Genomic DNA, 12,326 nt, shown 5'->3' on the forward strand with positions numbered 1-12,326 from the left:
AGGACCAGAGATGAAGCGCAGCAGGTTCACCGAGGATCAGATCATCGGCATTCTGAAGGAGCACGAGGCGGGGATTTCCGTTGCCGATCTTTGCCGTAAGCACGGCGTCAGCGATGCGACCGTTTACAAGTGGAAAGCCAAGTATGGCGGCATGGATGTCAGCGAGGCGAAGCGTCTGAAGGCGCTTGAGGATGAGAACGGCAGGCTGAAGAAGCTGCTGGCCGACTCCATGCTCGACAATTCGGCCTTGAAGGATCTGCTCGGAAAAAAGTGGTGACGCCCGCCGCGAAGCGGCAAGCGGTCGCGCATCTAGTGGCAAGTCACGAGATGAGCGAACGGCGGGCGTGCCGGGTGATCGGCTGTTGCCGGATGACCATGCGGTATGAGGTGGTCCGCCAAGACGACCCTGTGCTGCGCGAGCGGCTGAAAGAATTGGCAAAGGTCCGGCGCCGGTTCGGGTATCGTCGGTTGCATGTCTTCCTGCGGCGCGAGGGCCACGAGGTCAACCACAAGCGCCTGTTTCGCATCTACCGCGAAGAGCAGTTGCATGTCCGTCGCCGGGGCGGGCGCAAGCGGGCCATGGGCACACGGGCCCCGATGGTGCTGCCTTTGCTGCCAAACCAGCGCTGGTCGCTGGACTTCGTGTCAGACCAGCTGACCGATGGCCGCCGGTTCCGGATCATGACCGTGGTCGATGACTGCACGCGGGAATGCTTGGCGCTGATCGCGGACACGTCGCTCTCGGGGGGCAAGGGTGGCGCGGGAACTGGCGACGCTGTTCGACACCCGCGGCAAGCCTCAGACGGTGGTCAGTGACAATGGAACCGAGTTCACCTCGAATGCGATCCTCAAATTCGTGGATGACCGCAAGTTTGACTGGCATTACATCGCGCCCGGAAAGCCGACCCAGAATGCCTTCATCGAAAGCTTCAACGGTCGCCTGCGAGACGAACTCTTGAACGAAACGCTGTTCCCGTCCCTGCACCATGCCCGCGCAACGCTGGTCGCCTGGCGCACGGACTACAACACCGAACGCCCCCACTCCCGCCTCAGCTGGCAGACCCCAGCCGAGTTTGCCGAAACCTTCACCCCGCAACGGGGCCTGACGCTGCGCAATCCGCAAAGCTCCGCGCCAGCCCCCGTTGCCCAACCCGCCCAAATGGGCAAAACTCAGTCCCGGAGTCTCGCTCACGCTGGATAAAAGTTGGGGGGCAACGTCAGGTGATACATCATCACGTTCACGGTGGGCTGACAGTGTTACGTCGGACCTAGTAGTAAAGACGGACAATGATGAGCACTTCATCAAAGACATCTCAGATGACGGTCTGCTGATAGTGAGAAACAATAGGGAGAAACCTGATTATTTCGCTGCGACGTTTGGCGGCCATAGCTACGTCCACAAGCATGCCGATGTGGGGCAGATGATTTTTTGGTACAAAGGTGCGCAGTTCCTCGCTGATCCTGGGAAGTATATTTACGGAAAATCGGCTGAACGTGACAGGGTGGTTTCAGCTATTTCACACGGCGTGATAGATTCGCACCCGGAAACACTTCATCCGACAGATATTCAATTGCCCAGATCAGGAAGCTACAAGACAGGTGTTAGCGTTCTTGAAGATGAGGTTTCGATCTCGTTGAACTTTTCAGATAAATCCGGCGGCGCCTACATTCGCCATATTGAATATGCCCCGTCACGGTTCCTGCGGATACGCGACATTGCCCACAGGAAGCAGGGAAAATATGTTTCTCGCTTAAAGTTCAACGGATCTCTGTCCGTCGAGGAGCTGGTCGAAGGTTACCAGCTGAGTGATCTAAATAGCGGGGCATCTCTCACTCTATCATGTTCTGCTGCAGCAATCGCTTCGACATGTCCGTTTGGTCTGTCATTAGCGTATGGAGAGATAGAGCCCGCATGGGTTTTCGAGGTCATTGCCGAGTCTGGGAAGCTGATAGAGTGGAAACTGACTCTGGATTAGAACTTCGAAACTTTTCGTGCTGGGAACGGTTCTAAAGCGGGGACCTAACCTTAGTCAAAGCTGTCACAATTCGCTTTCCTCTGTGGCCGTTTTCCCAAATGCTTTAAGAGGGCTGACGAGCGCTTGCAGAACGAGACAAAGCGAGGTTTGCGATCGCATACTGCCGTTTTTGATCTGCGATGCTGATTTTTTAGCAGATGTGGAGCAGACGTTTTGCGTTTCATCGCGGAAGCAAGGCACCTTGCCGCCCTCAGATGCCCAGCCCACCGAGGGACTTGCCGCCATCGACGAACAGGCATTGGCCGGTGACGAAGCCGGCATCCTCTCCAAGCAGGAACAGGACTGCTCCGGCGATCTCGGCGGGCTGTGCGGCGCGGCCACGGGATTCGAGCTTTTCCCATTGGGCGAACAGTTCGGCAGGGGCCGAACGGGTCATCGGCGTGTCGGTGAAGCCCGGCGCGATCGAGTTGACGGTGATCTGGTCGTCGCGCAACTCCATCGCCATCGCGCGCGTCAGCCCGATGACAGCCGCTTTCGAGGCCGCGTAATGGGCAAATCGCCGCCCGCCAAGTGCGCCGCGCGAGGAGATCGTGACGATCCGGCCGCCCGGCTTCATGCGGCGCGCAGCGGCCTGGGCGATCAGGAAGGTGCCGATCAGGTTGACCTCGGTCATGCGCCGGAAATCATCCGCAGTCAGATCGAAGAAGCCGCGATCTGTATAGGCGCCTGCCGCTGTGACCACGGCGTCGACACGGGATTCGCTGGCGACGCAGGCGGCCACCTGGTCTGCGTTGCATACATCGACCGCCTTTGCGGTGACATCGCCGCCGCTGCTCGTCAGTTCTGCCGCCAGCCTGGTCACGGCCTCGGCGTTTCGGTCGACAAGGACGACGCGCCAGCCGTCGCCCGCCAGCCGGGCAGCGATGGCAGCACCGATGCCCTGGGCGGCGCCGGTCACGAATGCAGTCTTGTGGGTCATGGATGATCCTTTACCGATAGCCGAACGCGTGCGGCAGAAACAGGATGATCTGGGGGAACAGCACCAGCACCAGCAGCAGCACGATCAGCGAAAACACGAAGGGCAGAACGGCCGCGAAGACCTTTTGCAGAGGGGCGCCGGTCAGGCTGGACAGGATGAACAGCACGAGCCCATAGGGCGGCGTGATCAGCCCGATCATGAAGTTGATGATGACGACGACGCCGAAATAGTTGAGGTCGATGCCCAGGGTCTTCACGCTTGGCAGAAGCAGGGGGATGACGACCAGCAGAATGACCGATCCGTCCAGAAAGCAGCCGAGCAGCAGCAGAACCACGTTCACGACCAGCATGAACTGCAGCTGTGATAGCTCCATTGACGAGATCCAGCCGACCAGTGCGGCCCCCAGACCTTCGTTCGCGATGGCATAGTTGACGACAAAGGCGGACGCGATCAGCAGCATGGTCGAGGCGGTCTGCTTCAGCGAGGTCTCGAACGCGCCGGGAAGCTGGCGGACGCGCAAGCTGCGCATGATGAAAAGCCCCAGCACGATCCCCCACAGGGCGGCGACCGCGGCCGACTCGGTCGGGCTGAACCAGCCGGTCCAGATGCCGCCCAGCAGCACCACCGGCAATGTCAGCGGAAGCACGGCGCGCCCCATCAGGGGCAGCGTCTCGCCGCGCGGCACGCCGCTGCCCTTCGGCAGATCATAACGCCGGGCCGAGAACATGATGACCGACATGATCGTCAACGCCATCAGCAGGCCGGGGACGATCCCGGCAAGGAACAATGTCCCGATCGAGGCGCCTGACAGCATCGCATAGATCACCAGCGGGATCGAAGGCGGGATGACCGGCGCGATGACACTGGCCGCAGCGGTGACGGCGACGGCCAGTTCCAGCGGATATCGGCCGATCTGCCGCATCATCTTCACCGCGATGACGCCGGGGCCTGCGGCCTCGGTCACGGCGCTGCCGGTCATGGACGAAAAGATGATGCTGACGACGACGGTGACATGGCCGGTGCCGCCGCGCAGTCGCCCGACCAGCGCGTTTGCCGCGCCCCACAGGCGTTCGCTGATGCCGCTGTCGTTCATGATGTTCGCCGCCAGGATGAACATCGGGATCGCCACCAGCACATAGATGCCGTTCATCTGCCCCATGACCTGATCGGCCAGCAGGCCGGCATCCTGTCCGGTGACGATGAAATAGACCGCGCCGGCCAGAAACATCGACAGCGCGATCGGCAGCCGGATGATCGACGCGATCACGAAGGTCGCGACCAGTGCGGTCAGGCCGGGCGTCATAGCGAAACCTCATCCGTTGAATCGGCGGGGGAAAGCTCTGCCAGCGCGGCCTCGTGATCGCCCAGGGTGAGCTGCCAGATCAGGATGGCCAGACGAACGCAGATGGCGGCGATGAAGACCGGGAAGATCGCGTAGATGTAATCCAGGCGGATCTCGAGCATGTCGGTCGTCGAAATGCGCATGAACAGCACATAGTCGACCAGCGCATAGAAGATGTATCCGAACACGACGATGAAGATGAGCGCCGCGGCCGTCATGCTGACGCGCTGCGCGTTCGGTGGCAGAGCCCGGAAGACCATGTCGAAGGCGATGAATTCGGACCACCGCAGGACAAAGGCCGAGGTGAAGAAGACCACCCAAGCGGCAAGGATGGTCACGACCTCATCGACCCAGCGCGGCGGGTGGCCGGCATAACGCATCCCCACGCCGTAGATGAAGATGGCGAAGATGGCGAACATGCCCAACAGCGCCAGACGTCCGGCCAGAAGCCGCAGCGTGCTCATGACAGACCGCATGAGAAATCCCTCCCCCCTTTCGTTACGCAGCCCCGCACAGACGGGGCTGCGACCGGCTTTCGGACGGGATTACTCGACCGCCTCGATGCGGGCGTTCAGGTCGGGCATCCAGTCCTCCATCATGCCCGGCTGCGCATAGACCTCTTCAACGCGCGCACGGAACGGTGCCAGATCGGGCGTGCTGAAGATCTTGCCCTCGGCCTCGAACTGTTCGCGTGCCGCCTTTTCGGCCTCGCGCGTCAGCTCGATCTCGCGGTCGACGGCCTCGCGGGCTGCGTCCTTCAGGGTTTTCTGCTGCTCTTCGCTCAACTGATCCCAGGCCTTGCCCGAGATGGCGAAAAAGACCGGCTGGACGAGGTGGTTGGTCATCACGAACTCTTCGGTGACCTCATCGAATTTCCAGTTCTCGACCAGATTGAGCGGATTGTCCTGCCCGTCGATAGAGCCGGTCTTCAGCGCCAGATAGACCTCGGTCGCCGGCATCGACACCGGCGTCGCCCCCAGCGCCGTGGCCAGGTTCTGATAGGCGGCACCGGGCGCCATGCGCAGCTTGACCCCGTCGAGGTCCGCGGGGCTTTCGACATTCCTGGCGCTGCGCAGGCCGATGGTCCGGGTTCCCAAATAGCCGGTATCGAGGATCACCACCCCCATCTTGTCCTGCACGTCCTTGTAGAACTGCTCGCCGATCTCACCGCGATAGACGGCGATCATGTGATCGACATCGCGGTAGACATAGGGCTTTCCCAGCGCGCCGTATTCGGGAAGCTGCTGCTCGATCTCATAGACGATGGGCGTCGCCATCTCGAGGTTGCCGCGCTGCATGGCCGGCAGTTCCGTGCCCTGCTTGAACAGGCTGCTCGAGTGGTGAATCGTCACCGTGATGTCGTCCGGATAGGCCTCCTCCATCCGCTCCTTGATGATCTCGAAAGCGGCGACCAGCGGGTTGTCCGGTGGCGCTGCGGACGAAATCCGCAGCTCGATCGCGGCCATGGCCGATGTCGCGCCCATGGCAAAGGCGAGGCCGACGCCGAGCGCGGTGAAATAGTTGGTCTTCATGGTTTCCCTCCCTGTTTTTGATGTATCCGGCCCGCTCCTAAGCCAGAGGCTTGCGTACCCCGGTGCTTGGTGGCTGGACCTCGACCTCGAAACGGCCGATCCCCTCGATCTCGGCCTCGATCCGGTCGCCGACCTGCAGAAACTCGCCACGCGGCGAGCCGACGCCGGCCGGTGTGCCGGTCAGCAGGACGTCGCCGGGATCGAGCTGCATCAGGCGCGAGGCCGTCGAAATCTGCTCGGCAATCGAAAAGATCATGTCGCCGGTGGTGTCGTCCTGTTTCTTGACCCCATTGACGCTAAGCGTCAGGCGCAGCGCCTGCGGATCGCTGATGGATGAGGCGGGGACGAACCGCGGACCCAGCGGACAGCAGGATTCCTGCGCCTTCCCGGCCACCCAATCCAGCTTGTAGAATGTGTCCGGCGCCTTGTTCAGGTCGCGCGCGCAGGCGTCGATGGCCACGACATAGCCTGCGACGTGATCCATCGCCTGTTCCGGCGTGACCGCCCGCGCCGCCTTGCCGATGACCACGCCCAGCTCGATTTCCCAATCCATCTGCTGGGTATCCAGCGGCATGTGGACGGTCGCCCCCTCGCCCACGACGGCGTTGCGCGCCGGCTTGAAGAAGAAGAAAAGCCGCTGGCTGTCCTTGGTGACGTTCTGGACGCCCATCTCTTCCAGGTGGCGGTAATAATTGGCCCCGGCGCACAGCACCTTGCCGGGATACAGCAGCGGGGCCATGCGCACCCCGTCATCGACGCGGCAGTCGGGGTCGGGGTTCTCGGCCAGACGATCCAGCAGCTGGGAATTCTGCGCCCAGTCCTCGTACAGTTCGGCGACCTCGGTCAGATCCGATCCGGCGCCCGCAAGAAGCTTTGCAAGGTCATGGACCCCGTCCTTCGTCTCAAGCACCGCCAATGGGCCATTTTCGGTTTGCAGCGTCGCCAACGCCCAGCGAGTGTGCTGTGAAAAATCGCTCCGCATCCGAGCCTCGTTTCTGTTAAAGTTGAGTCTTGACGTGATAAAGGTTACTTTTTATAAAATTGATGTGTCAATATGAAATATGCCATGCGAACCGATCGAAGCCTCGTTCCTTCCGCCTACCAGATGCTGCGTGATGAGATCCTGCACGGCGATCTGATGCCGGGCGAACGGCTGCGCGTGTCGGCGCTGAACAAGCGCTACCAGATGGGGCTGACCCCGCTGCGCGAGGCGCTGGTCAGGCTTGCCTCGGAAGGGCTCGTCGAAAACGAGGCCAATCGTGGGGCGTCGGTCCGACAGGCGTCGGTCAGCGAACTTCGCGACCTTTTCTCGGCCCGGCGCGAGATCGAGGCGATCTGCCTGCGCCGCGCGATGGCCAACCGCACGCCGGAATGGGAAGCCGAAATCCTTCGCGCCCAACACCTGCTGTCACGCACCCCGGTCCCTAAGTCATCCGAGGATCGCGCGCGCGCCGCGCATTGGGAGGCGATGCACCGCCAGTTTCACCGGGCACTGGTCGCTGCCTGCGATTCGCAGTGGCGGCTGAGTTTCTGGGAAACCTTGGCCGACCATTCGGAACGCTATCGCAAGCTGCGCCTGGTGACGCCCGGACCCGATCAGGCCGATCCGCGCAACATCAAGGCCGAACATGAAGCCATTGCCCAAGCCGTCCTGGCTGGTGACGAGGATCGCGCCGTCGCACTGATGGACAGCCATCTGGCGGCCACCGAACAGGTCGTTGCGCAGATTCTGCGCAAAACCGAAAGCAAAGAGGGAGAGACCGCATGATCATCCGCAGCGCCTTTCTGCACGGCAGCGTTCCCGAACCGGAGCAGCCGGATTTCGACCGCCACATGCGCGACACGGTGGTCGCCGAGATCCTGACCTATCCCGGCATCCGGCGCGTTACCCTGCGCAAACTGGCGCAGGCCGATGCAGGCGCGGACGCTGCCTATATGCAGTTCGACCTGTATTTCGACTCGGTCGATGCAATGGACGCAGCCTTGGCAAGCCCGGTGCGTCAAGCGGTGCAGGAACGGATCAAGGCGGGCATGGGGCCGTTCAGCGGTCGCGTGACCCATGTCGTCTCCGACCTGATCGAGGACCGGACGTGACCACTCTTGTCACCGGTGCCGGTCTTATCGGCAGCGCTGCCGCGAAGCTGCTGGCGGCGCGTGGCGGCAAGGTGGTGCTGATCGATCTCCGCGCACCGGCTGACATACCACCGGGCGTGACCTTCATTCGCGCCGACATCACCGATACCGGTCAGATCGACCAGATCATCCAGGACCACTCGATCACCGCGATCCTGCACACCGCCGCCCTGCTTTCGACCGCGATGCGGGCCGACCCGGTGCTGGGTCTTCGCGTCAATATCCTCGGCACGGCGGCCCTTCTGGAGGCGTGCCGGAGGCATTCGATCCACCGGATCGTCCTGATCAGTTCGACGACGGTGCTTTACTCCGGCTTCTCGACGCTCGGGCCGGACCCCATCCCCGAGGATGCGGCGCTGCACCTGGTCAGTCAGCGCCCCGGCAGTCTTTACGCGGTCAGCAAGCTCACCTGTGAGCAGCTTGGGCTGCTCTACCGCGACCTGCACGGCGTGGACGCGATCTCCCTGCGGCTTGGCGCGGTGGTCGGGGGCGACACCGACGCGCCGACCAGTGTCCCGGGGCGGCTGTTCTCGACCCTAGTCGAGGCGGCCAGAGCCGGTCATCCCATCGCGCTGGACGACCCGCTGCTGATCTGGAAGGGCAACGAGGAATTCGTCGATGTCCGCGACTGCGCCCGCGCAGCCGTGGCCGCGCTGGATGCGACGCACCCACAAACCGGCGTCTACAACATCGTCCACCCCGCGCAATGGTCGCTGGATGCGGTGATCGCCGCGGTCGAGAGCACGCATGGCAAGCTCAGCGTGAGCTATGACCGATCCGTCTCCACAGGCTTTGCAGGCTTTCCGCATGTCCGCCCCGCCGGCTCGTCGACCGAGGCGGCCCAGCAGGAGCTGGGGTTTTCCGCCGCGCATGATCTGCAGGACAGCCTGCGCCATTGGTGGCCCGCCTGACGTCGCCCACGCGTCCGGCGGTTAAGGTGTGCAGAACAGCCGCATCATCGCGTGGCGTGATGGCTGCGGGCGCGACGCCGGTGGCGCGAGCGGATGTGCGATTTTCGAACCTTGGCGGGACACGCGAACGGATCAATCTTAATTCCGCTTGTCTGATGCCACCACGCCAAGCAAAAGCTTGACTCAGATATTTTATAAAGTCACTCTGTTAAGATAAAACAGATGGTAACTTACAGAATGCTGCTGCCAATTGCACGCCTGCCCGTAAGCCAGACTCCGTCCGCGCGGCGTGATTGCCACGGTCTTGCAGAGGTATGGGCTGGGGCTGCTACCAACCGCTGCGTCTTCCATCACTCAGCCGGATCTTCAACGGCTTCCCGGCCGTCGGAGACCATGCCAGTTGCCATTGTCCGGAAGAGCCGCCCCAGCCCCACGCCCCAGACACGCGTCCACCAGCCCTGTGACGGCCATCTGCATCAAGCCAAGCTTCGTCTCGATCTCGGACGGGATCGAGCCAACGCGACCGCAGGACCGCCGGTGCATTCGCTGCCGGATCAACCACCCCACGACCCGCCACATCGCTGCGGATAAGGGTCAGAAACGACAGAGAGGGAGACTCATGACGAAATCCACCGGAATCTCGAGAAGGGCTTTCACCCTCAGTTCGCTCGGCGTCGGCGTTGGCGTCGCGCTGGGCCTGCCATCCATGGCAAGGGCACAGACCCCTGTCACCTTCGCCGTGCCGGCCCCATCCGCCCTTGTCTGGCTTCCCTACTGGGTCGCGGTCGGCGAGGGTTACATGAAGGACGAAGGACTGGACACGACGCTGGAAGTCGTCGACGGATCGGCATCCGTTCTGCAGGCGCTGTCCTCGGGTCAGGCGCAGATCGGCGCCCCGGGACCGGGACCTGCGCTGGGTGCGCGCGCCCGCGGCGTTGACGTCAAGTATATCTATAATCTCTATCCCAAATCAGCCTTCGGCCTGCTGGTTCCCGAAGACAGCCCCATCACTGAACCCGCGCAGCTGAAGGGCAAGGTGATCGGTGTCGGATCGACGGACGGGGCCGAGGTTTCGTTTGCGCGCGGCATCCTGTCCGAGGCGGGGATGGAGCTCGACCGCGACTACAGCTTCCTTGTCGTGGGCGACGGGGGCATGGCGGCCGTGGCCTTCCTGCGCGGCGAGGCGGACGCCTATGCGGGCGGGATCGCGGATGTCGCAACCATTGCGCGGCGGGGCCTGAACCTGCGCGAGATCACGCCGGATTCGTTCCTTGCCTTTTTTGGCAACGGGCTGGCGATGCTGGAAAGCGAGATCGAGGCGCATCCTGAGATCGCGCGGGGCTTCGGCAGGGCGATCGTCCGCGGCATGGAGTTCGCCAGCAAGCCCGAGAACGCCGAAGCGGTTCTGGCCCATTGTGCCGCCGGTTCGCCGCAGGAGGGAGAGGACAAGGAGTTTGCGGCGGCGCTGATGAAGGTGGTGCTGGACCGCATGATCCCCACTGAAGAGATGCGGCCGAAGGGCTTTGGCTATCAGCCCCCCGAGCATTGGCAGAAGGTCCACGATTCGTCGGTCGAATCAGGCGCCTTGTCCGAGCCGCTGGCCGATCTCGACGAGATCTACACCAATGAGTTCGTTGAAGGTTGGAACAGCTGATGCAGCAGGCCGCGGAACGGCAGACATTGGTCCGGGCGGACGATGCCCGCCCGGTCTATCAGATCGAGCGCCTCAGCAAGGTCTATGGCCGCAACCAACTGGTGGCGTTGGACGACGTGAACCTGACATTGGTCGAAGGCGAATTCGTCGCGGTTCTGGGCGCATCTGGTTGCGGCAAGTCGACCCTGCTGAAGATCATGGCCGGGCTGATGCCTCCGACTGCGGGGCGGGTGATGCTGAACGGCACGCACGTCCTCGGGCCGCGGGAAGACATCGGCATGATGTTTCAGCAGGCCACGCTGCTGCCATGGAAGACCACGCTCGAGAACATGCTTCTGCCGGTTGAGATCCGCCACGGCAGACGCGCCGCAATGGAAATGAAACCGCGTGCGGAAGAACTGCTCGAACTGGTCGGTCTGGGCGAGTTCGGGCATGTCTATCCGCGCGAGCTGTCCGGCGGGATGGCGCAGCGCGCGTCCATCTGCAGGATGCTGATCCTTGAACCGGCGGTCCTGCTGCTGGACGAGCCGTTCTCGGCACTGGACGAGCTTTCCCGGGACTTCATGCATATGGAACTGCAGCGCATCTGCACCGAGCGATCGGCGACGGCCCTGCTGGTGACCCACTCGCTGGTCGAAGCCGTCTTCCTGTCCGACCGGGTCCTGGTCATGAAGCCGCGCCCCGGTCGCGTGGTCGAAGAGATCAGGATCGATCTGCCCCGCCCCCGAACGCTGGATCTGATCAACACCCCGGAATTCGGCCGGATCGTCGGGCACATCCGCGATCTTCTTGGCAAGGAGGCCTCCGAATGACCATTGAAACCGACGCCCCCAAAGACACCGTCTGGGTCGAACATGTCGCCTTGATCGACCGAATCCCCCGCTGGCTGGCGATGTTGGCACTGGCTCTGGTCGTCGTGGGGACCTGGGACCTGGTCACGACGCGGACCGGGCTCGTGTCGCCGATCATCCTGCCCAGCCCGCAAGAGACATGGGCCGATCTGACCTTCGTCATCGGCAACATCTTTCAGGGGGGCCACTATTTCGACGCCCTCTGGACCACCACGCAGACCGTATTCTGGGCGTTCCTGATCGCCGCCGGTGTCGGATTCCTGCTCGGTCTGCTGGTGGGCGAGACAGCCTTTGGCGAAAAAGCGGTGATGCCCTATCTGGTCGCGATCGACGCCATGCCGAAGGTCGCGTTCGCCCCGCTTTTCATCGCATGGCTGGGGTTCGGCATTTCGTCGAAGGTCGCCTTGGGCGCGTTCATCGCGACCTTTCCGGTGGTCGTGGCAACGGCGTCCGGTCTCTACTCCTCGACCGAGAACGAGCGAATGCTGTTCCGCACCATGGGGGCGAGCCGGCTGCAGACATTGCTGCGCCTGAAGCTGCCGAACGGCCTGCCGCATATTTTCACCGGGCTGAAGATCGCGACGGTCGGCGTGATGGCAGGCGTGATCACGGGCGAGTTCCTGGGCGGCGGGCGCGGCCTTGGCGCATTGATCCGGCAATCGGCAAGCCAGATGGACACGCCTCGGGTCTTTGCGCTGATCCTCGTTCTCAGCGTCTTTGGCCTCGGCCTCTATCTGCTGATCGTTCGCCTTCAGAAACACTTGGTCTTCTGGATCAGATACACGGACTGACACGCCCGACGGCGCCGCAGCATCGACGGGTGGCTCGCAGTCCCGCCAGTCGTCGCCGCCGTTCAAGGTTGAGGTCGCTGGCTGATTGCGCAGCCCGGTCGGCTAGGTTCAATTAGACCAGCAACTCGGAAGCCACGGCTTCAGCTTCGGAGAGTTA

The 12,326-nt window shown here is 62.6% G+C and carries 12 protein-coding genes and 1 pseudogene; 8 read left to right on the forward strand and 5 right to left on the reverse strand.

Annotation, left to right across the window (positions count from 1 at the left end; genetic code table 11):
• The first annotated feature begins 10 nt into the window (after positions 1–10).
• Both CYR75_RS10410 and CYR75_RS10415 read left to right on the forward strand, forming a co-directional pair.
• Positions 11–1,201, forward strand: a pseudogene (locus tag CYR75_RS10410) (IS3 family transposase).
• Positions 1,143–1,976, forward strand: a complete 834-nt coding sequence (locus tag CYR75_RS10415) for a heparinase II/III family protein (protein WP_158644631.1) — start codon at positions 1,143–1,145, stop codon at positions 1,974–1,976. The pseudogene CYR75_RS10410 and the gene CYR75_RS10415 overlap by 59 nt, the downstream one beginning before the upstream one ends.
• A gap of 250 nt (positions 1,977–2,226) precedes the next feature.
• Here the strand turns inward: CYR75_RS10415 and CYR75_RS10420 are convergent, their stop codons facing one another.
• From CYR75_RS10420 to CYR75_RS10440, 5 genes are all read right to left on the reverse strand, one after another.
• Positions 2,227–2,955, reverse strand: coding sequence for an SDR family NAD(P)-dependent oxidoreductase (locus tag CYR75_RS10420; protein ID WP_101499984.1), 729 nt, complete (start codon positions 2,953–2,955; stop codon positions 2,227–2,229).
• Positions 2,956–2,965: 10 nt separating this feature from the next.
• Positions 2,966–4,258 (reverse strand): TRAP transporter large permease, encoded by a 1,293-nt coding sequence (locus tag CYR75_RS10425; protein ID WP_101499985.1) that lies wholly within the window; start codon positions 4,256–4,258, stop codon positions 2,966–2,968.
• Complete coding sequence (locus CYR75_RS10430) at positions 4,255–4,761, reverse strand: TRAP transporter small permease (RefSeq protein WP_158644632.1); 507 nt, start codon at positions 4,759–4,761, stop codon at positions 4,255–4,257. Before CYR75_RS10430 ends, CYR75_RS10425 begins: the two co-directional genes overlap by 4 nt.
• 81 nt (positions 4,762–4,842) lie before the next feature.
• Positions 4,843–5,829 (reverse strand): TRAP transporter substrate-binding protein DctP, encoded by a 987-nt coding sequence (dctP, locus tag CYR75_RS10435; protein WP_101499987.1) that lies wholly within the window; start codon positions 5,827–5,829, stop codon positions 4,843–4,845.
• 37 nt (positions 5,830–5,866) lie between these two features.
• The gene (locus tag CYR75_RS10440) at positions 5,867–6,739 is read right to left on the reverse strand and encodes a fumarylacetoacetate hydrolase family protein (protein WP_225972683.1); all 873 of its coding nucleotides are present in this window, start codon (positions 6,737–6,739) and stop codon (positions 5,867–5,869) included.
• A gap of 195 nt (positions 6,740–6,934) precedes the next feature.
• Here CYR75_RS10440 and CYR75_RS10445 point away from each other — a divergent pair, with 195 nt between their 5' ends.
• The 6 genes from CYR75_RS10445 to CYR75_RS10465 all read left to right on the forward strand — a co-directional run bounded on the left by CYR75_RS10445 (position 6,935) and on the right by CYR75_RS10465 (position 12,169).
• Entirely contained in the window at positions 6,935–7,597 is a 663-nt protein-coding gene (locus CYR75_RS10445; protein ID WP_158644633.1) for a GntR family transcriptional regulator, read from the forward strand.
• Positions 7,594–7,923 (forward strand): EthD family reductase, encoded by a 330-nt coding sequence (locus tag CYR75_RS16075; protein ID WP_158644634.1) that lies wholly within the window; start codon positions 7,594–7,596, stop codon positions 7,921–7,923. The genes CYR75_RS10445 and CYR75_RS16075 overlap by 4 nt, the downstream gene beginning before the upstream one ends.
• Positions 7,920–8,873, forward strand: a complete 954-nt coding sequence (locus CYR75_RS10450; RefSeq protein ID WP_158644635.1) for an NAD-dependent epimerase/dehydratase family protein — start codon at positions 7,920–7,922, stop codon at positions 8,871–8,873. Before CYR75_RS16075 ends, CYR75_RS10450 begins: the two co-directional genes overlap by 4 nt.
• Positions 8,874–9,579: 706 nt before the next feature.
• On the forward strand, positions 9,580–10,527 hold the full coding sequence (locus tag CYR75_RS10455) for an ABC transporter substrate-binding protein (RefSeq protein ID WP_225972684.1): 948 nt from the start codon (positions 9,580–9,582) through the stop codon (positions 10,525–10,527).
• Positions 10,527–11,339: an ABC transporter ATP-binding protein gene (locus CYR75_RS10460; RefSeq protein ID WP_101500993.1), complete on the forward strand. Its 813-nt coding sequence runs from the start codon at positions 10,527–10,529 to the stop codon at positions 11,337–11,339. The genes CYR75_RS10455 and CYR75_RS10460 overlap by 1 nt, the downstream gene beginning before the upstream one ends.
• Positions 11,336–12,169 (forward strand): ABC transporter permease, encoded by an 834-nt coding sequence (locus tag CYR75_RS10465; RefSeq protein WP_101499991.1) that lies wholly within the window; start codon positions 11,336–11,338, stop codon positions 12,167–12,169. Before CYR75_RS10460 ends, CYR75_RS10465 begins: the two co-directional genes overlap by 4 nt.
• The last annotated feature ends 157 nt before the right edge of the window (positions 12,170–12,326 follow it).

Origin of the sequence: Paracoccus jeotgali, assembly GCF_002865605.1 — a bacterium.
GTDB lineage: Bacteria > Pseudomonadota > Alphaproteobacteria > Rhodobacterales > Rhodobacteraceae > Paracoccus > Paracoccus jeotgali.

Excerpts from the sequence above, each read along its gene's own strand:
- CYR75_RS10425 (WP_101499985.1), bottom strand. The coding sequence starts at position 4,258 with ATGACGCCCGGCCTGACCGCACTGGTCGCGACCTTCGTGATCGCGTCG.
- CYR75_RS10420 (WP_101499984.1), bottom strand. The coding sequence starts at position 2,955 with ATGACCCACAAGACTGCATTCGTGACCGGCGCCGCCCAGGGCATCGGT.
- CYR75_RS10460 (WP_101500993.1), top strand. The coding sequence starts at position 10,527 with ATGCAGCAGGCCGCGGAACGGCAGACATTGGTCCGGGCGGACGATGCC.
- CYR75_RS10445 (WP_158644633.1), top strand. The coding sequence starts at position 6,935 with ATGCTGCGTGATGAGATCCTGCACGGCGATCTGATGCCGGGCGAACGG.
- dctP (WP_101499987.1), bottom strand. The coding sequence starts at position 5,829 with ATGAAGACCAACTATTTCACCGCGCTCGGCGTCGGCCTCGCCTTTGCC.
- CYR75_RS10465 (WP_101499991.1), top strand. The coding sequence starts at position 11,336 with ATGACCATTGAAACCGACGCCCCCAAAGACACCGTCTGGGTCGAACAT.
- CYR75_RS16075 (WP_158644634.1), top strand. The coding sequence starts at position 7,594 with ATGATCATCCGCAGCGCCTTTCTGCACGGCAGCGTTCCCGAACCGGAG.
- CYR75_RS10430 (WP_158644632.1), bottom strand. The coding sequence starts at position 4,761 with ATGAGCACGCTGCGGCTTCTGGCCGGACGTCTGGCGCTGTTGGGCATG.
- CYR75_RS10455 (WP_225972684.1), top strand. The coding sequence starts at position 9,580 with ATGGCAAGGGCACAGACCCCTGTCACCTTCGCCGTGCCGGCCCCATCC.